The 21390-nt window shown below is 72.6% G+C and carries 12 protein-coding genes and 2 CRISPR repeat arrays (1 of these 14 cut by a window edge); of the genes, 1 reads left to right on the top strand and 11 read right to left on the bottom strand.

What is annotated here, in order from left to right; genetic code table 11:
- Window positions 1–31: 31 nt before the first annotated feature.
- The 3 genes from BLU95_RS33985 to BLU95_RS33975 form a co-directional block, all read right to left on the bottom strand.
- Complete coding sequence (locus BLU95_RS33985; RefSeq protein ID WP_093863359.1) at window positions 32–433, bottom strand: hypothetical protein; 402 nt, start codon at window positions 431–433, stop codon at window positions 32–34.
- Window positions 433–8133, bottom strand: coding sequence for an RHS repeat-associated core domain-containing protein (locus tag BLU95_RS45295; protein WP_093863358.1), 7701 nt, complete (start codon window positions 8131–8133; stop codon window positions 433–435). Before BLU95_RS45295 ends, BLU95_RS33985 begins: the two co-directional genes overlap by 1 nt.
- Before the next feature lie 227 nt (window positions 8134–8360).
- Window positions 8361–9134, bottom strand: a complete 774-nt coding sequence (locus BLU95_RS33975) for a GntR family transcriptional regulator (protein WP_093865322.1) — start codon at window positions 9132–9134, stop codon at window positions 8361–8363.
- A gap of 294 nt (window positions 9135–9428) precedes the next feature.
- On the opposite strand from BLU95_RS33975, the gene BLU95_RS33970 reads away from it, so the two are divergent.
- A complete protein-coding gene (locus BLU95_RS33970; protein ID WP_502689875.1) occupies window positions 9429–10223 on the top strand; it encodes an exodeoxyribonuclease III in 795 nt (264 codons plus the stop codon).
- 263 nt (window positions 10224–10486) lie between these two features.
- Window positions 10487–11124: a CRISPR direct-repeat array (repeat unit 28 nt; unit sequence GAGCAATCCCCGCGTGTGCGGGGCCGAC).
- Between the two features lie 18 nt (window positions 11125–11142).
- Here BLU95_RS33970 and cas2e read toward each other — a convergent pair.
- The 8 genes from cas2e to BLU95_RS33930 form a co-directional block, all read right to left on the bottom strand.
- Window positions 11143–11421 (bottom strand): type I-E CRISPR-associated endoribonuclease Cas2e, encoded by a 279-nt coding sequence (gene cas2e, locus BLU95_RS33965; RefSeq protein ID WP_093863356.1) that lies wholly within the window; start codon window positions 11419–11421, stop codon window positions 11143–11145.
- Window positions 11418–12440, bottom strand: coding sequence for a type I-E CRISPR-associated endonuclease Cas1e (gene cas1e, locus BLU95_RS33960; RefSeq protein ID WP_093863355.1), 1023 nt, complete (start codon window positions 12438–12440; stop codon window positions 11418–11420). The genes cas2e and cas1e overlap by 4 nt, the downstream gene beginning before the upstream one ends.
- A gap of 3 nt (window positions 12441–12443) precedes the next feature.
- Complete coding sequence (gene cas6e, locus BLU95_RS33955; protein ID WP_093863354.1) at window positions 12444–13217, bottom strand: type I-E CRISPR-associated protein Cas6/Cse3/CasE; 774 nt, start codon at window positions 13215–13217, stop codon at window positions 12444–12446.
- A gap of 4 nt (window positions 13218–13221) precedes the next feature.
- Window positions 13222–14070 (bottom strand): type I-E CRISPR-associated protein Cas5/CasD, encoded by an 849-nt coding sequence (cas5e, locus tag BLU95_RS33950; protein ID WP_093863353.1) that lies wholly within the window; start codon window positions 14068–14070, stop codon window positions 13222–13224.
- Window positions 14070–15209, bottom strand: coding sequence for a type I-E CRISPR-associated protein Cas7/Cse4/CasC (gene cas7e, locus BLU95_RS33945; protein ID WP_093863352.1), 1140 nt, complete (start codon window positions 15207–15209; stop codon window positions 14070–14072). The genes cas5e and cas7e overlap by 1 nt, the downstream gene beginning before the upstream one ends.
- 59 nt (window positions 15210–15268) lie before the next feature.
- On the bottom strand, window positions 15269–15871 hold the full coding sequence (gene casB, locus BLU95_RS33940; protein ID WP_093863351.1) for a type I-E CRISPR-associated protein Cse2/CasB: 603 nt from the start codon (window positions 15869–15871) through the stop codon (window positions 15269–15271).
- Window positions 15861–17609, bottom strand: a complete 1749-nt coding sequence (gene casA / locus BLU95_RS33935; protein ID WP_093863350.1) for a type I-E CRISPR-associated protein Cse1/CasA — start codon at window positions 17607–17609, stop codon at window positions 15861–15863. Before casA ends, casB begins: the two co-directional genes overlap by 11 nt.
- A gap of 159 nt (window positions 17610–17768) precedes the next feature.
- A complete protein-coding gene (locus tag BLU95_RS33930) occupies window positions 17769–20696 on the bottom strand; it encodes a CRISPR-associated endonuclease Cas3'' (protein ID WP_231978019.1) in 2928 nt (975 codons plus the stop codon).
- A gap of 148 nt (window positions 20697–20844) precedes the next feature.
- Window positions 20845–21390: direct repeats of the CRISPR family, unit length 23 nt; unit sequence CCCCGCGCTCGCGGGGGTTGCTC (it continues 379 nt past the right edge of the window).

Below are 21390 nucleotides of genomic sequence, written 5' to 3'. Positions count from 1 at the left end.
GGAGTCTCCGGCCCGGCCGTACCGCTCGGGTTCACGGCTGCCCGGCGCCCTCGCCCGCCCCCCGGTCCAGCCCGGCCGCCCAGCGGTCGAAGAGCCGGATGCCTCCACTCCACGGCAGCTCGTCCTCGTAGTCGCACGCGGCGACGGCGAGGTGCCCGGCGTCGTGGAGTCCGGTGAGGATGCGGGCCACCAGACCGACCGTCGCCGACGGCGGCGCGTCGAGGGGTTCGACCTCGACCAGGGCCGGCCACCGGAGGAAGTCCACGGCGCCCGGGACACCGTCCGGGTTGCCCAGGACGTCGACCTCGATGCCGTCGAAGGTCAGGGAGTCGTCGTCATCGAACGCGGCGCCGAGCAGGGCTCCCAGCAGGCCGACGGCGCGTGCCGGGTCGGCGCCGTGCACGAAGATCTTGCAGTACTCGTAGCGGTCCATCAGGGAACTCCGATGAAGGGCGGGTTGTCGAAGGGGCCGCCGATCCTGATGACCGACAGGTCCACCTTCATTCCCAGTGTCCTCGCCAGCAGCTTGCGCAGACCCTTCATCCCGGCCTCGCCGGCCTGGATCTTGCCCGATTGCGCGGCGCGGTCCCGCGTCTTCTCCTTGGCGCTCCCGGGGTTGGGCGTGCCGAAGCACTCACCGATCAGCTGGTCGAACCGGTCGGAGTCCACCCTGATGGCGAAATCGATGTCCGAGTCCGGGCGGGCCGTGCCGGCCGCCCGGCTCCCCTGCACCACGAGGTCGCCCTCCTGCCCCCGGGGGTGGGCCCGCAGCTGCTCGGCCGCCTCCGCGAACTTCTCCGCGGTGACGCCCTGGGGCAGGATCTCGTCGGCGTCGCAGCTCGGGGCGTCCGCCGTCGGGGGCTTCCTGCCGCCCTGGCCGGCGTCGGCCGGGGTCGGGGTGGGGTCGAGGGCTCCGCCCGGGAGGCGGCCGGCGCCGGCGGTGTCGGTGGGGCAGTCGTCGGCGGGGCCGCCGGTGCCGCAGCCGCGACCGGGGTCGGCGGGGTTGTCGACGTGGGGGTCGGGGCTGTTGGTGTCGGTGGGGACCGGGAGCTGGATCGGGTTGGTGAAGTCGATCAGGGCCTTGCGCAGGGTCTCCCACAGGTGCCGGATGCTGACCTGCGGTCCGCTCTCGGTCCAGGAGCCGTCGGAGTAGTGGGTGGTGATGAAGGTGGTGTCGGTGATCCAGGTGTCGGTGCGGGTGTAGAGGTAGGTGTCGTCCCACCAGTGGCTGGTCTCGGTGCGGACGTCCTCGGTGGTGCGCCAGCTGGTGCCGGTCTTGACGACGACCGGCCTGGGCGGGGTCGCCTGCGGGCGGGGCACGTTGGTCCGGGTCGCGGTGATCGTGGTACCGGCGGGCCGCGGCGGGCTCTTGGCGGCCGGGTCGGTGGTGCCGCTGGCGCGCGGGCGCTGGACCCGCGGGTCGTCGCGGGGGTCGTAGCGCGGGGAGGTGCCGGTGCCGGTGCCGGTGGAGACCGGGCTGAGGCTGCCGTCGGCGTTGACGATCTCGTAGACGAGGTAGCCGGCCACCGCCACCACGATGACGGTGCCGACCACGATCGCGGCCACGCACCCGGCGGCGCAGACCAGTGCCGCGCCCGCGGCCTCGGCCGCGGTGGCGCCGACCGCGACGACCTCGGCCCCGGCGACGGCGAGGCCCTCCACCGCGGCGGCCCCGGCGGCGTCGGCGGCGGTCACCACGGCCCCGCCGACGGTGCGCAGCACCGCGCCGCCCTCGCCCCACATGGCGGCGAAGGCCTCCTCGGTGAGTTCGATCGCGTGGCCGATGCCGCCGAGGACGGAGCCGATGCTGAAGTGGCCGCTGGGGTCCCAGTTGCCGAGCGGGTCGCCGTCGCCGTAGCCGTAGCGGTTGGTGGCGGCGGCGGAGCCGAGGCCGGGGACCCGGTCGTCGCCGGAGGTGAAGCGCCCGGTGCCGGGGTCGTACCAGCGGGCCTGGGCGTGGACGCGGCCGGTGGCGGGGTCGGTCCAGCCGCCCTGGAAGCCGAGGCCGGGGGTGGCGCCGGTGGTGGCGGTGGGCTTGCCGAAGGGGCTGTACGAGCGCCCGGCGGCGAGTGCTCCGCTGCCGGTGTCGGTGGTGCCGAGCACGTCGTGGTGGGCGTTGGTGAGCAGGGTGCGGGCGGTGCCGCCGCCGCTCGGGGCCGCGGCGAGCGGGGTGCCGTCGAACGCCCTGGCGTAGGACCAGCTGCCGTCGGAGTCCGGTTCCTTGGCGAGGCCGGGGTAGGTGAAGGAGGCCGCGCCGGCCGCGCCCGCCGTGGCGGCGGTGAGGCGGTCGAGGGCGTCGTAGGCGTAGGAGCGGCCGTCGACGCCGGTGAGCCGGCCGAGCGCGTCGTAGCGGTTGGTGGAGGACGCGGTGACGGCGCCGGCGGCGTTCTTGGTGGTCGTGGTGGCGAGGGTGCCGCGCGGGGTGAAGGTGTAGCCGGTGGTGGAGCCGTCGGCGGCGGTGGTGGAGGTGAGGCGGTTGCGCGGGTCGTAGGCGGCGGTGCTGGTGCCGGTGGTGGTGTGCTGGGCGGCGGTGCCGGTCCAGTCGGTGACGGAGGTGCGGTTGCCGGCGGCGTCCCAGCCGTAGTCGGTGCCGGTGCCCCTGGTGGTGTCGGTGACCCTGGTGAGGCGTCCGGCCGGGTCGTAGTCGTAGGTCTCGCCGTGCGGGTCGGCGGTGCCGGTGGAGCCGCTGGTGAGCAGTCGGCCGGCCGGGTCCCAGCTGTAGGTGAGCTGGGTGGAGAGGTGGCCGGTGGGGTCGGTGACGGTGTCGGCGGTGACCCGGCCGAGGCCGTCGTAGGCGAGGGTGCGGGTGGGTCCGGCGGTCTGGCCGGCCGTGCGCTTCTCGGTGGTGACCTGGCCCGCGAGGTCGTGGGTGAGGGTGCGGGTGAGGCCGGAGAGGCTGTCGGTGACGGTGCCGAGGTCGGTGTTGCCGCTCCAGGTGTAGCTGACCCGGGCGCCGCCGGGGTCGGTCTCGGTGAGCGGGCGGGCGGCGGCGTCGTAGGTGAAGGCGCTGGTGCCGAGCGGACCCCGGCTGCCGGTCAGCAGGCCGCGGTCGTCCCAGGTGAAGGTCTGGGGGCCGCCGGGGGCGGAGGCGGAGGTGATCCGGCCGGCGAGGTCGTAGCCGAAGGTGCGCGAGGCGTCGCCGTCGCCGCCGGTGCCGGTCTCGGTGGTCAGCCGGCCGAGGCCGTCGTAGCCGAAGGTGCGCCTGACACCGCCGGGTTCGGTGATGCCGGTGACCTGTCCGGCCGCGTCGTAGGCGGTGGTGGTGGTCCGGTCGGCGGCGGACTGGTCGGCGGGGACGGCCGGCAGGGACTCCGTCTCGGCCAGGCCCAGGGTGTTGTACCGCTGGTGGGTGGCGTTGCCGTTGGCGTCGGTGATCCGGGTGAGCCGGCCGAGCAGGTCGTGGCCGAGGCCGGTGACCGGGGCGGAGGCGGCGTCGCCGGGGCGCACGGGCGGGTCGGTGAGCGTGGTGGGCTGGTTGCGGGCGTCGTAGGCGGTGCGCCAGGTCTGGCCGTTCGGGTCGGTGACGCTCACCGTGTTGCCGGCGGCGTCGTAGCCGTAGCCGGTGCGGGCGAGCACGGTGCCGGCGGGGTCGGCGACGGCTTTGGTGGTGGGCCGGCCGGCCAGGTCGTAACCGGTGGTGGAGACGCGGCCGAGCGGGTCGGTGGTGGTGAGCGGGCGGCCCGCGAGGTCGTAGGTCCAGCGGGTGGTGCCGCGCCCCGCCGGGGTGCTGGAGGCCAACTCGCCGAGCTTGTCGTAGGTGTAGGCGGTGGTGGTCGTGCCGAGGGTCTCGGTGAGGACGTCGCCGAAGTCGTCGTGGGTGTAGGTGGTGGTGTACGTGTCGGGGGTGGCGGTGCCGTTGCGGACCACCGAGGTGGCGGAGATCCGCCGGTCCATGCCGTCGTACACGGCGAGGGTCTGGGCGCCGGTGGGGTCGATGACGGACAGGACGTTGCCGTTGTCGTCGCGGCGCACCACGGTGACGCCGGGCGCGGCGCCGGGGGCGGTGGGCGGCAGGGTGGTGCGCACCAGGCGGTCGCGCAGGTCGTAGGTGTACGTGACGGTGCGGCCGAGGGCGTCGGTGTGGGCGGTGGTGTTGCCGTCCGCGTCGTACGTCCACTTCTCGACCGGGTTCAGGGCGGCGGTGGCACCCGGCGGGGTGTAGGCGGGCAGCCGGGTCTCGGTGCGGCGGCCCTGCCGGTCGTACAGGTGGCGGGTGGTCCGGCCGGTGGAGTCCTTGAGGTCGGTGAGTTCGCCGAAGGTGTTGTAGCCGCGGGTGGTGACGGCCTGCCGGGCGGTCGGGGTGGCGCCGGGGGTGCCGTCCTCGACCTGGGCGGCGGGGAGGGTGACGGTGCTGGGGCGGCCGAGCAGGTCGTAGCCGGTGGTGGTGGTGTACGCCGGGTCGGGGCTGCCGGGGGCGCCGGGCTGCGGCATGCCGCGGGGGTCGGTGGAGGCGAGGACGCGGCCGTGGGCGTCGCGCAGGTAGCCGGTGACCAGGGCGGTGCCGGCTTCGGGGCGCACCACGGTGCCGGCGAGCTGGCCGGTGGCCTGGTCCCAGACGTTCTCGCGGGTCTCGGTGCGGGTGCCGTCGGTGACGGTGCTCGCGGTGACCAGTCCGGCCCGGTCGTAGGCGGTGGTGGTGGTGCGGTTCAGGCCGCCGGGGTCGGCCGTGGTGCGGGTGGGGCGGTTGGCGGCGTCGTAGGCGTAGGTGGTGGTGCGGGCGTCGGGGCCGTCGCCGCGGACGTCCTTCACCACGTTGCCGGCGTTGTCGTAGGTGAAGGTGTGGAGGGTGATCTCCCGGCTGCTGTTCCCGTCCTGGGCGGTGAGCGAGTACTTCTCGGTGAGCACCAGGTCGTCGGCCGTGTAGGTGTAGGTGACCAGGTGGCCCATCGCGTCGGCGGCGGCGGAGAGCCGGCCGGCCCGGTCGTACCCGAAGGTCTTCAGCCGGACGGCGCGCTTCGGGGGGCCTGCCGTGCCCGGGTCGTCGACGAAGTCCTTGAGGTCGACGGTGGTGAGCCGGCCGTTGACGTCGTAGCCGTAGACGTAGTGGGCGCCGTTGGGACTCCAGCTGTCGGTGATGTTGCCGAGCTGGTCGTACGTCACGCGTTTGGTGGTGACGCCGTCCTGGGCGACGCTGGTGAGCCGGTCCTGGGCGTCGTAGCCGAAGGTGGTGGTGCGCGGGGCGTCACCGCCCTGGGCGGCCGGGGTGAGGTCGCTGACGGTGCGGGTGGCGAGGTTGCCGTCCGCGTCGTAGGTGTAGCCGGTGCGGGCCCGGTGGGTGACCCCGGTGACGGGGTTGGTGACGGCGGGCCCGGTCTCGGTGGCGAGCCGGCCGGCCTGGTCGTAGGTGTAGTCGGTGGCGACGCCCGCGGGGTGGGCGGGGTCGGCGACGGTGCGCGAGGTGACCCGGCCCAGGTCGTCGTGGAAGGTGTTGACGACGCGGCCGGCGGGGTCGGTGACCTGGGTCTGGTCGTTCTCGCCGTTGTAGCCGTAGCGGGTGGTGCGTCCGCCGGCGTCGGTGACGGAGACGGGGACGCCGCAGGCGCCGTTCATGCCCGGGCCCTGGTGCCCGGGGTGGATGTCGTTGACGACCGGCTGGGCGAGCACGTCCCGGCAGCCCCACACGGTGGTGGTGACGCCGCCGGTCGGGTCGGTCTCGGTGCGCCGGAAGCCGGCCGTGTTGTAGGTCTGCTCGGTGGTGTGGCCGTTGGCGTCGGTCGACCGCACCGGCAGGCCGTTGCGCGGGTCGCCGGCCCAGGCGGGGTCGAGGTAGTACTCGGTCCGTTCGGTGTACGGCTGGGTCGGGGTGCGGTAGCGGGTGGTGGTGGTGAGTGCCCCGGTGACGTTGTCCCAGCCGTAGCGGACGACGTTGTCGTTCTCGTCGACGAAGGCGGTGAGCCGGCCGAAGGCGTCGTACAGGAACATCCGGGTGCGGCCCGGTGGCGGGGTCGGGGTGCCGTTCCAGCGGTACTCCAGCCGGCCGGCCTGGTTGTACTGGTAGTAGGTGTGCACGCCGCGCGGGTCGGTGCGGTGCACCCGCAGTACCGGCATCGGCCCGGTGGTGTCGGTGCTGCGGTCGTACGTCCAGCCGTTGTCCACCCCGGTGGCGGAGTTGTCGGCCCTGCCGACGTGCTGGACGAGCGCGCCGTCGTAGCCGATGGTGGTGGAGTTCTCGGCGCGTGCCTGCTGGACCTTGACCAGGCGCTTCGGGCCGCCGTCGGGGCGGGAGGCCTCGTAGCTGTAGGTGGTGCAGCCGCCGCCCGGTGCGCACACCTTGGTGAGGTAGTCCCCGGTGTAGGTGTACGTCCAGGTGAGCGCCCCGGTGCCGGAGAAGCTCGGGCTGGTGGAGACGGTGGTGATGTGGCCGCCGAACCAGCGCAGGTAGAGCCTGCGGTCGGAGCTGGCGTTCACCAGCACCGAGGCGGAGACCTGGCCGCCGCTGTCGTAGGTGCGCTCGAACTCCACCTTGGCCGAGCCGTGGTCGCGGGTGATCATCCGGACCTTGTCGCCCAGGTAGTAGTCGAGTCCGGCGAGCTTCAGGTGGCCCTGCTCGATCCACTGGCCGACGTTGGTGCCGCCGTACTCGGAGACGAGCGCGCCGTCGGTGTTGCGGCCGAAGTTGACCTTCCGGCCGTCGGCGAGCGCCAGGGTGAAGAGGCCGTTGCCGGCGTCCTTCATGCCCATGTCCCACAGGGAGGACCAGCCGATGCCGAAGGAGCCGTTGGCGGTTCCGGCGCTGTTGTACGTCCGCTGCACCTGGAGGCCGATGCCGGACTGCGGGAAGTCGGCGTCGGTCTCCTGGCTGGTGTAGTTGCCGAGGTAGAGGTTGACGCCGGTCTCGTCCAGCGCGCCCGGGTCCAGGCCGAGCCTGGCGGCGTCGTTCGGCGGCGGGACGACGACGGTGAAGGGGCTCATCCCGCTGAACGGCGAGGTGTAGCCGCTGTCCTGGACCCGCAGGCGCCACCAGTAGGCGGTGTTCCAGCGCAGCGCGCCGGCGGGCGGCGTCCAGTTGGTCAGCACTCCGAAGCTGTTCGGGTGCGCGGGCACGCCCTGCCAGCCCGAGCCCCAGCAGGTGCCCTTGGCCGGGTCGCTGTCGGTGCAGAGCTGGTACTCGACCTGGACGGGCGTGCTGGCGTCGTCGCCGACGAAGGCGGAGAGCGGCTGGGTGAGGGAGGCCACGGTGGCCCCGACGGCGGGCCAGCCGTCGCTCGCGGAGGGTGCGTAGTGCGGCACGGTCAGCGCGGCGGCCTGGGCCGCGGGCACGCCGTAGTGGGAGAAGAAGTACCCGCCGTTGCCGGTGTCCGCCATCTCGTACACCAGCAGGTAGTTGCCCGGGCCGAGGAAGGGGACGACGGCGTCGAAGGTGAGGGCGGTGCCGGGGGCGACGTCCGCGGGCAGGGCCGTGAAGGCGGCGGTGTAGTTCAGGAGGGACTGGTCGGCGCGGTAGAGGTGCAGGCCGAGGGACTGGCCGGTGGTGGTCCAGGTGAAGTTCGAGGTGTTGGTGACCGTCAGCCGCAGATAGCCGATCGCGTCGTAGCGCGGGGCCAGGACCAGCTGGCCGACCTGGTAGGAGGCGCCGTAGGTCTGCGCGGCGGCGACCTGCGGGGCGGGGTGTGCTTCGGGGGTGGGCGGGGACGCCGCGGCTGCGGGCGGGGCGGCCAGTTGCTCCAGCGTCAGCGGGGCCGCGGCCGGGCCGGGGGCGGCACGCCGGCGCTTGCCGGTGTCGTCCACCTCCTCCGCCGCCGGGATCCGGTACGCAGGGGCCTTCCGCCCGGCGGCGAGTTCCTCGGCCCGCTCGGCGTGCTCGGTGGCGTCGGGGGCGGCCGGCGGGCCCGGCGCGGGCCGCGGCGGCTGCCGCGCGGCCTCGACCTCGGCCTCGATCCCGGCCCGCTCCCGGGCGAGCGGGCTGTCGTCCGGTGCCCGCTCCTGCGTCGGCGGCGGATCGACGGTCCGCGCGTCGGCGCCGACCTTGCCCGGCGGCAGCGGCGCGGAGAGCACCGCGCGCTCCCGGCCCACCGCCCAGGCCGCGGTCGGCGGAACGCCGAGGCCGACGGCGATCAGCGCGAGGATCAGTAACTGGACCACCCGGCGTCCGGCCGGGCTGTCGACGATCGTGCGGTACCAGTGCGTGTTCATGGACCCCACCCCTGAATCAACGGACACTCGGGTTTCGCGCGGCAGTTCGGGTCGTACGGAGATCGTCCGTAACCTACCGACCCTTGTGCCGGGCGCCCAGGGGCGACCCCGAACGGTTGTCCCTCGTTCAGGAACCCGTGATCCGCCCCTCCCCCACGCACGAAACGGCCCGGGCCCGGACGCCTGTACGGCGTTCGGGCCCGGGCCTGAGGGTTTTCGGGAGTGGATCAGGAGGCGGCGGCACCCACGGGGGTGGCGCCGACGGGGGTGACCTCGACGAGGCCGGTCTCGCCGAAGGTGAGCTTGCAGGTGTCCGCGCGGTAGGTGGCGACGGCGAGCGCGACGAGCCGGCCGGCGGCGGCGTACTGGGTGGTCATCACCAGGACCGGCGAGCCGGGCGGGCGCTCCAGCAGGGCGGCCTCCTCGGCCTCGGCGACACCCAGCTCGACCGAGCGGGACTCGCCGTCGACCTCCAGGCGCTCCAGCTGGCGCAGCACCGAGCGGGCGCGGTCGCTCTCGGCGCGGAAGCCGGGCAGGTGCGGCAGCACGGCGGCCGGCACGTGCAGCGACTCGGAGGCCATGCTCTGCCCCTGGACCAGCCGGACCCGGCGGACGGTGTGCACGGGCGCGCCCTCGGGGACTCCGAGCGCCGCGGCCAGCCGGCGGGTGGCCGGGGCGGTGGTGCAGTCCACCGCGCGCCAGGCCTGGCTGCGGGCGGCGCCGGGCCAGCCCTCCTCCTGCCGGTTCACCGGGACGCCGACCCGGGGGGCGGCGATCAGGGTGCCGATGCCGCGCCGGCGGACCAGGCGGCCCTCCAGCTCCAGCTGGTCGAGCGCCTGCCGGAGCGTGGCCCGGGCGACACCGAAGCGGGCGGAGAGCTCGCGCTCGTTGGGGAGGATCTGGCCGGTGGAGAACTCCGTGTCGATGGCGCGGAGCAGCACCGTGCGCAGGTGCCAGTACTTCGGCTCCGGAACCGCCGCGAGCTGCCCTGTCGTTCCCACCATGTCCTCCACCCGGTTTTCTTCCGCTGTGCCCGACCGTGACCGAAAGAGGTCGGTTCCGGCCCGCTGCCCGCTGTTGCGGCAGGTGGGAGAGCGGGCTTTTTCCGTCCTTCTTTATTAAAGGTCTTTGCAGTAAGTGACCCTAGGGGCTCGATCGGGAGATGGTCAAGACCAATGGCGCCCCCCGGCACGACCGACCCACAGTTTCATGGTGCGTTCACGCCAAGCACTCAAGCGGACGCGTCGCATCCCGCCCCTGTCAGTGCCACTCGGTAGGCTGCCCGGGTGATCGTGGTGACGAGTGTGAATGTGAACGGAATCCGGGCAGCGGCCAAGAAGGGCTTCATCGAGTGGCTCGCCGCCACCGAGGCGGACGTGGTCTGCCTGCAGGAGGTGCGCTCCGAGCCCGAGCAGCTCCCCGTGGAACTGCGCGACCTGGACGGCTGGCACACGGTGTGGGCCCCGGCCGCCACCAAGGGCCGGGCCGGCGTCGCCGTCCTCTCCCGCCGGGAGCCGAGCCGGACGGCCGTCGGGTTCGAATCGGCGGAATTCGACAATTCGGGCAGGTATGTCGAAATCGATCTGCCGGGCCTGACCGTGGCCAGCCTCTACCTCCCCTCCGGAGAAGTCGGCACCGAGCGCCAGGAGGAGAAGGAACGCTTCATGGCGGAGTTCCTCCTCCACCTTCAGAAACTCCGCACCCGCGCCGCCGCCGACGGCCGCGAGGTCGTGGTCTGCGGCGACTGGAACATCGCCCACCGCCCCGAGGACCTCAAGAACTGGAAGGCCAACCAGAAGGCCGCCGGCTTCCTCCCCGAGGAGCGCGCCTGGCTCTCCCGCGTCTACGACGAGGCCGGCTACGTCGACGTCGTCCGCCGCCTCCACCCCGACCGCACCGGCCCCTACTCCTGGTGGTCCTACCGGGGCCGCGCCTTCGACAACGACTCGGGCTGGCGCATCGACCTCCAGGTCGCCACCCCCGCCCTGGCCGAGCGGGCCGTCGAAGCCTACGTCGAGCGCGCCGAGACCCACGCCGAGCGGTGGAGCGACCACGCACCGGTGACGGCGGTCTACGACCTGGAGGCCTGACGAGCTCCGGGAGGCGCCTCAGCGGCTCCCGGAGGGCGTTGCGACAGCGGCCCTGCTGGCGTGCTCCCCCGGTGGAGCACGCCGGCAGGGCCGCCGCATACGGAACCCACGCCGGACGGGACCCCGCACCGGGAACGTCCCCATGAAGGTCCCGAAACCTCCGGCCGGATCGAGAGACCGGGCGAAGGGGTTCAGGACACGAGTTCCTGCGGCATCGCGTGGCCGCCGACCAGCGGCGCAACCCTCGAACACAGGTCCGCTCGGAGCCATCCCCGCGCGTGCGGGGCCGACAGAGCCGCCGACAGCTGGGCGGTCGAGTTGACGGAGCAATCCCCGCGTGTGCGGGGCCGACTTGTCGTCGGTGAGCTGCACGCCGTAGCGGCGGGAGCAATCCCCGCGTGTGCGGGGCCGACGCACACGGCCTCGCGCTGCCGCTCTGGCGTCTGGAGCAATCCCCGCGTGTGCGGGGCCGACGCCAGCTTGCGGACCGCCCGCCGAGCAACCGGGGAGCAATCCCCGCGTGTGCGGGGCCGACTTCAGGGAAGCGTGTGAGTTCGCACGTGGCCGGGAGCAATCCCCGCGTGTGCGGGGCCGACCGGCCGAGGCCGCGATGTCCCACGCCAAAGCCGGAGCAATCCCCGCGTGTGCGGGGCCGACCGTAGATGCCCACGGATGCCCCTCTCGTACCGGGAGCAATCCCCGCGTGTGCGGGGCCGACCCGGCAGGGTGGTCGTGCGCCAGGCCTTGGGGTGAGCAATCCCCGCGTGTGCGGGGCCGACTTCTGCTCGAGGCCGCGGCTGAACTGCTCGATCGAGCAATCCCCGCGTGTGCGGGGCCGACTACTTCGAGGACGACCCCCAGGCGTCCAACCAGGAGCAATCCCCGCGTGTGCGGGGCCGACACTTCGTGACCTGCGAGTTTATCGGCGCAAGCGGGCTGAGAGAATCAGTCCGTCGAAGTCGACGGGCGTCCAGCGATCCTTCCCCGCCGTGCGGACGGTCCAGCCCTGCTCGTTGGTGGCGGGTTCGACGAGGACGGCCTGGCCGTCGCCGATTCGGGTGGCGAGGAGGTCCCAGAGGCGGTCGCGGATGCGGCGGCTCGGGGTGCCGACGAAGACGCCGGCGTTGACTTCGACCATCCAGCGGGTGAGGTGGCCCCGGAGGCCCTCGGGGGCTGCGATGAGGATGATGACGGTCATGGGCTGCTCGTGTCCTGGGTGAACTCCGGGCCGATGATGGCCAGGTGCTCGTCGCCCATGCCCGGGTCGGAGACGCCGGGCGCCGGTGTGCCTTCGGTGCCGGACCAGTTGACGCCGCCCTGGACGGTGCCGGCGCGTTCGTCCCAGAGTTCGTTGACCTCGGCGTCGGGCATGTCGGTGCCCTCGGGAGTGAGGAGGGTCTTGACGTCGTTGACGATGCGGCCGAGCAGCTTGTCCTGCGCGATGCGGTCCCGTAGGCCGAGGCGGGCGTCGCGTTCCTCGGTGTGGCCCTGCTGGGCGAGGTCGAAGGCCAAGGGGATGGTGTATTCGGCCTTGTAGAGGTCGGCGATGTCGAGGACGAACGAGGTCGCCAGGCCGGTGTGGACGAAGCCCAGACCGGGGCTGGCGCCCAGGCCGGTGATGACGGCGTGACAGATGCCGTAGAGCGCGGCGTTGGCCGCCGACAGGAGGCGGTTCAGGTCGTCGCCCGCGGCGTGGGCGTCGCCGGCCTTGTAGACGCGGCCGTTCCACGCAACCCCGGTCCGGCGCGACTCGGCCTGGTAGAGCTTGCGGATGCGGGCGCCCTCGCGGCCGCGCAGCTGTTGCATGGTCGCCGCGCTCACGTCCTCGCCGGGGAACCGCATGCGGTACATGTTCCGGGCGACGGCGAGGCGTTCCTTGGTGCGGCTGACCAGCCAGGCCTGTCGGTTGAGCAGGGCCGCGCCGCGGCTGGGGCCGAGACCCGCGGCGTACATGCGCACGCCCTGTTCGCCGACCCAGCACACGGTGGTGCCCGAATCGGCGAGGAGGTTGACGGCGCCGTGGGTGATACGGGTACCCGGGCCGAGGAGCATGACGGCGACCATGGCGGCGGGGACACGGACGGTCTCGCGCTTGTTGATGACGACGACGGCGTTCTCGTCACGGTCGATGTGGCTGCGCTCGACGTAGACGCTGGAGACGCGGTCGGCGAGGCGGTGCAGGTCGTGGGGGTGGGCTTTCCACCAGATGTCGGCCACCGGTCAGCGCGTCCCTGTCGACAGCGGCGCGAGGGTGAGCAGACCGCAGCCGTAGGCCTTGGACGGGCCGATGCCGCCGAGGAGGGCGGCCTGCAGCAGACCGGGGTCGGTGATGCGCAGGTTCCCCTCGAAGGTGGCGGTGGTGAGGGTGACGGGGGTGCGGGTGCCGGGCTTGGTGAAGGTGCTGCGGCTGCGGTCGGTGATCCTCACCTCCCGCGCGGGCTGCGCATCCGCGGGGGTGTCCGGGTCAGCCGGTTCGAGGCCCGGTGCGGGGAGGTCGGTGCGGGCCTCGGGAACGGTGAAGCCCCATCGGGTGGTGCGGTCCAGGAACCAGGTGAGCTGTTGGGCGGCCGTGTGATGGGCCATGCGGTAGGAGCGGTGGCGCAGTTCCGCTTCGGTCCTGTTGCGGTGCGGGCTCGCCTTGTCGGGCTTGGAGGTGTTCTGGACGGGGCTGGCCTTGAGCCGGAAGGCGAACTCGCGGCCGACGGCGAGCTGGGCGAGCAGCGGGCTGTAGTCGCGGACGGCGTAGTGCTCGCCGTCCGCGTCGGGCCATCCGGCCTGCTCGACGAGGTGGGTCCAGTCCGGTTTGGACGGGGTGAGGACCAGCAGCACGGGGCGGCGCGGGTGGTCGGCGTCCAGGCGCCACAGGGTCCGGTCGCCGGGAGCGACATCGGGAGTTCCGGCCGTGACGGCGCCGTGCAGGGCGCGGGGGTTGGCGAGAAGGGTGCGGCTGGCGGCCCGCAGGGGGTTGATACGGACGCGGGAGAGGTAGGTCATGGGATCACCAGCCCAGCAGGGCGAACGGGTCGTGGCCGCCGGCCGCGTCGGCCGGCCTGGTCGGTGCGGCGGGGGCCGGGAAGCCGGTGGGGACGGAGAGCCATGTGTGGCGGATCCGCCGGGTGGAGAAGCCGCGTTCGCGGGGGGCGAAGGAGCGCGGCACGTCCTGCGCGGTGTCCTCGCCGGACGGGTCGTCGAAGGTCGCGGCCAGGTCGATCCGCTGCGGCGAGAACGGCTCCGGTGCCCGCTCGGCCCGTCGCCGGTAGGCGTTCCTCGCGGCATCGCCCGCCTGCCAGGGCTCCTCGGCGAGGACGGATTCCAGGGTGCCGTCGCGCATCGCGCCGAGGGCGATCGGCTGGGTGGGGACGCAGGAGCGGCGACCGAGGGCGAGCGGGAACACGGGGCGGCGGATCGCCTCCGCGAGTGCCGTGACGAGGGCGGCCGGGCCCTGGACGGCGACGACGAACACCGCGTCCTGGAGGTAGTAGCGGTGGGTGACGTGGGTGTCCTTCGCCGGGGAGGTCGGCTTCTGTGCCCCCTTGGCGTTGACGCCGGCCTGCGGCAACGGACGACCGCGGTAGTCGCTGACGGTGTGGTAGTCGCGCAGCAGGGTTCCCGGCTGGTCGATGCGCACGCCGAGACTCAGTCCGACCAGATCGGTGATGTCGGCTTCGCGCGCTCGGCCCGCGGCGGCGGCGAGGAGGCCGACGACGCCGGACTTGGTCGGCTGGGGGCGGCTGTCGCGGCGGTTGAAGGCGCTGCGGTCGCCCCAGGACTGGAGCGGGCCGGCCAGGCGCAGGACGAGGACCGCCTGCTCCTCGTCCGGGCGCGCGGGGGTGAGGTCCGCGGGCATCAGTTGCCGTTCACCTGCTCGGTGAGGGCCTCGCGCAGGCCGTCGCGCAGCGCGGCGAAGGTGCGGTTCGCCCCGAACGCCTCCGCCAGTTCCGATCCGGTCTCGTCGGTGTCGGCGCCGAGGGTGTGGCAGATGCCGACGTACAGCGGGGTGTCGCCCCACTGTCCGGTCGCGGTGGCGTACTCCGCGGCGAGGCGGCGTGCGGACTCGGCGACGATGCCGTGGCTCGCCGGGACGGCGTTCTCGTAGGCGGAGACGAGGTTCACGGGCTGGTCGGTGCGGACCACGACGGCGACCAGGCTGGGGCGGGTGCGGTGGGCGAAGGAGTTGCCGTAGCCGGTGGGCATGGAGCGGGCGAAGGAGTCGACGAACAGGTCGACGGCGTCGACGGCGGCCTTGTCGTCGCCGAGGTTGTCGCGCAGCTGGTGCAGGCCGACGGTGGCGTACCGGTAGAGGGTCGCGGAGTTGAAGCCGATGGTGCCGATCATGCCGGCACCGGTCTCGTCGGCGGTGTTCTCGTCGTCGACGGCCGTGTAGTAGTCGAATTCGAGCTCGGCGGCGTGGGTGGACAGGGCGTGGGCGACCTGGGTGGCGGCGTCGACGTTGAGGCCGGGGATGTCCGCGACCATGCGGCCGAAGAGCGCGACGTCGGCCGGGTGACCGCTCTGCAGCTGTTCCTTGACCGGGAGAGCCTTGACGGCCTCGTCGAGCGCCTTGGCGTCGAGGGCGGCGAGGTCGGTGGCGGTGTCGGCGACCAGGTCGACGATGCCGTCCAACTGGCGGCGCCCGTAGAAGAGGAGATAGGCGGTGTCGCCCTCCTTCTTGCCGGCGGAGATCCCGGTCGCCTTGATCAGCGCGTCGGCGATCCGCCGGGTGTCCTCCGCGGTGACGCCGGTGCGCTCGGCGATGCCCTTGGCGAGCTGGGAGGCGATCCGCTTGGTGCGGGTGGCGAGGTCCTGCCGGTCGCGGCTCTCGGCGAAGTGCATGCGGGTGGCACGCTTCCAGGCCTGGGAGGAGACGCGGGAGCGGCGCTTGCCGCCGTAGTAGGCCTCCTTGGGGTTGCCGTTGTCGTCCCGGTTGAGGTTCGCCGGCGGGACGGTCTGCAGGATGTGCACGTCGATGTAGAGGCGGCCGGTCATGCGCTACTCCTCGGAGGACGTCGGTTCAGGTGGCGGGGCGGTTCAGGCGGCGGGGCAGGTCATTCGGCGGGCGCCTTCTCCTTCCACCCCTGGTAGCCGACAGCCCACTTGAGGCGGACCTGCGGGCGCCGGTCCGTGTGGTGCCAGGCCCGGATGTCGGCCATCAGGTGGTTGTAGTCCAGCGGCTGCCCGATCGTGCGCAGTTGGGTGACCAGGCCGCGCAGGTGGACCAGTAGTGCGGACACGCTGGTGGCGCCGGCGAGTTGGGCGACCCGCGTGTCGAGCGCATCCTCGCTGAACCTGCCGCTTCGGCGCAGGGCACGCAGCGCCTGGCCGAGCTTGACGCCGCGGCGGTGCATCGGCGTGGACTGGCTCTGCTGGTGGAGGCCGAACAGGGCCAGGGCGGCGTGCTCGGCCTTCTGCTCGTCGGACACCTCGTCGCGCAGCGCGAGCCAGTCGTCGACCTCGCAGCTGTAGAGCGGCCACATCCTGGGGCTGTCCATGGCCGGCCGTCCGAGGCCGGAGCGCATGGCCGCGAGGTCCTCGCCCGGCGGCCGGCCCGGTTGTCCGGTGCGGGGGTCGATGCGCCAGGTGTGGTCGGGAGCGGTGTACCTCTCCCAGTACGGGCGCCGCTGGACCGGTAGCTTCTGCTCAATGGTCAAAGTCCGCTCCAAGATCCGGGTCGTGGTCGGGGCCGGGGCCGATCTCGGCCTCGCGGGCAGCGGCGGCCTGCCGCAGAGCGTCGGTCCAGCGGGGCAGGATCTCGTCCAGCTGCCGACGGAAGTTGGCGCCGGCCGCGCCGAGACTGTAGGACCGCGTCCTGCCCGCCTTGCCTGCCTTGGCCGCCTCGCCCGCCTTGCCCGGCTGCTCAAGAGTGCGACCGCCGAACGTGGCGGCGGGCGCGGCCAGCAGAAGGGCGTCCGCCGCCTCCCGCGCGTGGCGATGAGCGACCTCCTCCCAGGCGAGCCGACCCTGGTGGAGCTGTTCCTCGTCGTCCCCCGCGCCGCGGACGCCCGCAAGCAGGCGGCGCACCAGCGGGTCGAGCAGGTGCAGGAGGAACTCACCGGGGCGCTGGCCCTTGTCCCAGGGAACGGGCTCCGCCCCCGCAGCGCGGCGCAGGTCGGCGGAGAGGTTGTTGACGGCTCTCGCCAGTTGCTCCGCCTGCTCGGCCACGTCCAGCAGCAGTTCGTGGGCTTCGCTGTCCTGGTGGAGGGCGAGCAGGGAGAGCGGGATGGAGTCGTGGAGGACGTCCTCCACCACGGCCGACTGGGTGCCGTACACCATGCCGAAGGTCTCGACCTGGAGCGGGTAGTCGGCGTCGAGGCTGCCGATCTCCCGCAGACCGCTGATCTCGTCGAGCAGGACGCTGGTCTCGAAGGCGCCTTCCGGGCCCTGCCGGGTCGCCGAGAGGAGGGCGTCCAGTCCGCGCCACGCGGCCTTGCCCTGGGTGTGGCGGCGCGGTCGGCGCTCGGGGCGTGCCGTGGCGGACTTCTTCGCCGGAGCCGTGAACGTCCAGGCGGTGTGCGGCTCCCGCTCGGGCATGGGCGTGAGGCGGTCGCCGGCGCTGATGACCACACGGGCCACCCTCAGCTGCCCGCTTCCGTCCTCGTGCGGGACGAGCCGGATGCGGCGGGCCTGCCAGGTCCACAGGTCGAGCAGGCCCTCGGCCGCGCGGGGCTTCCAGGCCGGGCCGTGCGGGCCACGAAGCCACTGCGGGACGCCGAGGACGGTGGGCGGGGTGACGGGCAGGTTCAGCAGGAGGGTCTCGTACAGGGTGCGCCCGGTGGGGACGATGACACCGAGCTGACCGAGCGGGCCGGTGGGATTCCCGGTGGTCTTGCCCGCCTTGACCTGGTCGTCGCCGACGACGCCGGTCTTGATGGCCGCCGTGTCCCAGCAGTGGGCGTGGACGAGCCAGTGGGCGGCCTGGGCCGGTGTCAGGTCGAGCGGGTCTGCGTCGGTGCGGCTGGCGAACAGCGGGACGTTGTTGCCGCTCGCCGCGGTCGCCACGAGGGCGGCGGAGCCCTTGGTTTCGTCCTTGGCGGTGCGCAGCCCGGCGACCTGGCCGAACGGGTTCTTCGGGTCGAAGAGGTCGAACTGCGCGCGGTGCTCGTCGAGGTAGGTCCGGATCTCGCGCAGCTCGTCCTTCGTGAACCCGCCGTCCCTGGAAAGGCGTTGGCCCTTGTCATGCAGCGTTCGGGGGGCACCAGTGGCGTGGGCGACGACGGGCAGCAGCACCTGACGCAGGACGGCGGGCAGCTGAGTGGAGAACTCGACGACGACGCCTTCGAGTTCGTGGGCCCGGGCCAGCACCTCGGCGATCCCCAGTTCCAGAGGCGGTCTGCCGCCGGCCGACCGCACCGTCAGCCACGGCTCGTCGACAAGGTTGTACCCGGGCATGCACTGTTCTCCCAACTGGTTATTCCTAAGCCAGCAGTTGCTTCATCATGGCACGACCTGAAGCCGGTCATGGGCCGCAATTCCTGAATTCCGCTTGATCGAGGGAGAGTTGGGGGTTCAAGGTCAGGGACCGCACCCCATCTGCTCCACTGGTGGGCCCTATTGGCGTGCGCCGCCCACCACGAGGCCGAGCAGGTCGTCGTAGCGCAGCCGGAAGTCACCGAGAACCGCTTCCCCGTTCTCGTCGAGCTCCAGGGCCGGGCTGTACCGCAGCCACGGATGGTCCCGCCATCCCGACAGCGGGCCGAGACCCTCCTCCGCCACTGCGGTCAGCTTGGCGGGAAGGCGTACCGTCCCGGAGAGCACGTCGTCCAGCAGCGCCGCCGCGACCTCACCGTTCGGCCCGAGCTTGCGACCCGTCACCGCGTGGAACACATCCTCCCCGGCTCGGCGTACCAGGACGACCTCCAGGCTCCGGTCCCCGTCGCGGACGAGCGCCTCGAAGCCTGCCTCGGCCAGCCTGCTGTGGGCACCGAAATGCAGCCCCTCCAGGGTGGGCGCTGCGTGCTCACCGGTCCGGGTCAACACGTACGGCGCCGCCTTCGCCCGGCGCTCGGCCTGCCGCTCCTCCCATTCCTCCCGAGCCTCCGTCTCGGCCTCGGCCCACTCGGCCGGGAAGACGAAACCGGTGCCGGTGCCGGTGCCGTACACGTCGGCGACCAGGTCAGGCACCTGGCCGGGGATGCTCCACGTGCCGTCGGCCACCCTCGCCGCGCGCTCGACCTCGGCGGCCGTGCGCAGCAGCAGATAGCGGCCGTAGATCTTCTCGGAGGCGCGCAGGATCTGCGGTGCGCTCTGGCCTACGAGGTGGATTCCGGTGACGGCGACGACGGGCTGTGACAAGAGGTCGGGGCGTTTGACGCCGTCATGGCGGTGGAGGCGTCCGATCCGTTGGAGGAGCAGGTCCATCGGCGCGAGGTCGGTGATCAGCAGATCGGCGTCGACGTCGAACGACTGCTCCGCGAGCTGGGTGGCGACGACGATCAGCCGGCTGGGGCGCGTGGCTCCGCTACCCGGCGGCCCGAGGAGTTCCAGCACCTCCTGGGTACGGTCCGCGCGGTGGCCCGCATGGAGGCGGCCGTGCAGAAGCCGGACATCTGCGCTGAACTCCTTGTGCAGGGCCTCGAAGGTGGACTGGGCCCGGTCCACGGTGTTCCGGATGACCAGGGCGCATCCGCCGTCGACCAGCCGCTCCCTCAGGTAGTCGACGACGACCGCGTCCGAGCGGCCGTCGGTGCCGCCCGGGAGCGTGCCGCCATCGCTCCGCGCCGACGGTTCGTCGAGCACCTCCACCCGCACCGCCAGGTCACCGCGCCAGGAGGTGGTGCTCTCGACCAGCGCCTCCGTCCGGCTCTCCTGCCCCGACCAAACCGCCGTCACGCTCGGATACCCGTCCGGCTCGGGGACGTCCAACGACTCCAACGTCTCCGACGCTTCTGCCGACCGCGTGCCGGCCAGGTAGGCGGCGGCCAGACGGCGCCGCTGCTCCGCCGGCAGGGTCGCCGACAGCAGCACCACCGGCACCTCGGCCTGCCCGAGCCACCACAGCCCCTCCAGCAGGAACTGCGACATGTAGACGTCGGCGGCGTGCACCTCGTCGAGAATCACGACCTTGCCCATGAGACCGGCCATGCGCAGCATCACGTGCTTGGTGCGGGTGGCGGCGAAGAGGAGCTGATCGATGGTACCGACGGCGAACGGGCTCAGCAGACCACGACGACGACCCAGGAACCACTGCGCGGGAGCCTTGCGCTCCCCGGCCTCGCAGCCGTCGAAGCAGTCGGTCGACATGCCGAACTCGTCCACGCCCACCGAGGAGTAGCGGGAATCGGCGTCCTGGCCCCACTTCCCCGCGCCCTCCAGCAGGCCACGCCACTCCTTGTTGAACATTCGCTTGCCGTGCAGCAGCGCAACCTGGTCCTCCAGCCCATCCCCGACCTTCCCTAGCCACGAACGGACTTGGGTGAACATCGGATCCGCGGTCGCCTGCGTCGGCATGCCCAGGAACACCCCGTCCGCGCCGAAGCGCGCCGCCAGCACTTCAGCAGCCGCGAGCGCCGCCTTCGTCTTCCCCTCCCCCATCGGCGCCTCGACGATGACCAGGCCCGGCCCGGCCATCCGGCGCACCACGTCGAGCACCAGCTCCTGGGACGGCCTGGGCCCGTGGTCGAACCGCTCCCGGAACGCCTTCGGTCCGGGAACGGCCAACTGCCCCCAGCCGCCGCGCAACCCGAGCTCGGACCAGGCGGCGGTGGCTCGCTGCCGTGCCCCCGGCATCGTCACCTTCGCCAGATCGGGCTCGCCCTTGAAGTGCGTCTCGTCGCTGGCGATCCAGTCCGCCATCACCACGAAGCCGGACAGTTGGAGCTGCACCGCTCGGCACGGCACCAGTGCGGGCTCCACCCCGGCGAGCGGAGAACCGCCCTCGTAGCCGAGTTCCCGGGAGAACACCTCCACCAACGCGGACTGAGCCGACTTCCAGGATCCGCTCTTCCCCTGGAGGTCCTCCTTCCCAGGAGCCAACTGCCCCACTGTGGGGAACAATCCGTGGTGACCGGCGACCAGCGGCCACACCCAGTCGATCTGCTCCCGCGCCCAACCCGCCCTCTCGAGCAGCAGCCACAACAGTCGGCCGCCCGCCTTGTCGTGGCGCCAAGTCTTCTTGTTCACTGCGTACTTGTCCCAGGAAAGCCCCGCCCTGCGGACGGCCGCCTCGCCAGCAGCATCGATCCGCTGGAACGCCGGCGTCGCCTTACCGAGGTCGTGAATGCCGCACAGCCACGAGAACAGCCGCCTCCCCTTGCCGGGGCCTCCCGCCACGACGTCGAGCTGCCGCACCGTCAGCTGAGGCAGATAGTGGTCCCAGACGACCTCCGCCACGGCGGCGGTGTCCAGCATGTGCGACAGCAGAAGGTTGACCGTCCCCCCGGCCTTCCCGGCGGACTTGCCCCAGAGCGCGCCCAACCAGGCCCTGACATCGACCGGATACCAGCGCCAGCGATCCACGACCACCGTGTCCACCTCCACGTACGAGTACGCTACGGAGCGTAAGACACCCCACTGACAACACGCTTCGGAGTGAAGGAAGATGAAGGCAGTACATCGGCTTCGCTCCGATCGAACCGAATCAGCCAGCGCCCCGTGACACCAAACGTCGCAGGTCAGCAAGTGTCGGCCCCGCGCTCGCGGGGGTTGCTCCGCGAAGCCGCCGCCGGGGTGGTAGACGACGGCGTCGGCCCCGCGCTCGCAGGGGTTGCTCCTTGCATGCTAGGCCCCAACTTGGACTTGACAGATCGGCCCCGCGCTCGCGGGGGTTGCTCCGGCGCCGGCGCGGGTGACGACGTGGGTGAAGTCGGTCCCGCGCTCGCGGGGATTGCTCCTCGCCCGCGACTGGAAGGTCAGCCGGCCGACTGTCGGCCCCGCGCTCGCGGGGGTTGCTCTGTGGGGCAAATGCTTGACTTGCTCGTCGGCCCGTCGGCCCCGCGCTCGCGGGGGTTGCTCGTCGAGCGTGCGGCGGAGTAAGGCGGTCACGCTGTCGGCCCCGCGCTCGCGGGGGTTGCTCCTTCCTGTACGTCGCCCTGAGCCGCGGCCGACAGTCGGCCCCGCGCTCGCGGGGGTTGCTCCGAGTTGATCCCGTGGCTGGTCGGCCTGCGCGGGTCGGCCCCGCGCTCGCGGGGGTTGCTCCACCTTTGTCGCCGACACGAGCAGTGTCCGTGCGTCG

The sequence above is a fragment of the Streptomyces sp. TLI_053 genome, from assembly GCF_900105395.1.
Lineage (GTDB): Bacteria > Actinomycetota > Actinomycetes > Streptomycetales > Streptomycetaceae > Kitasatospora.
The sequence above is the reverse complement of the archived record's forward strand: the minus strand, read 5'-3'. Positions and strand labels throughout refer to the sequence as shown.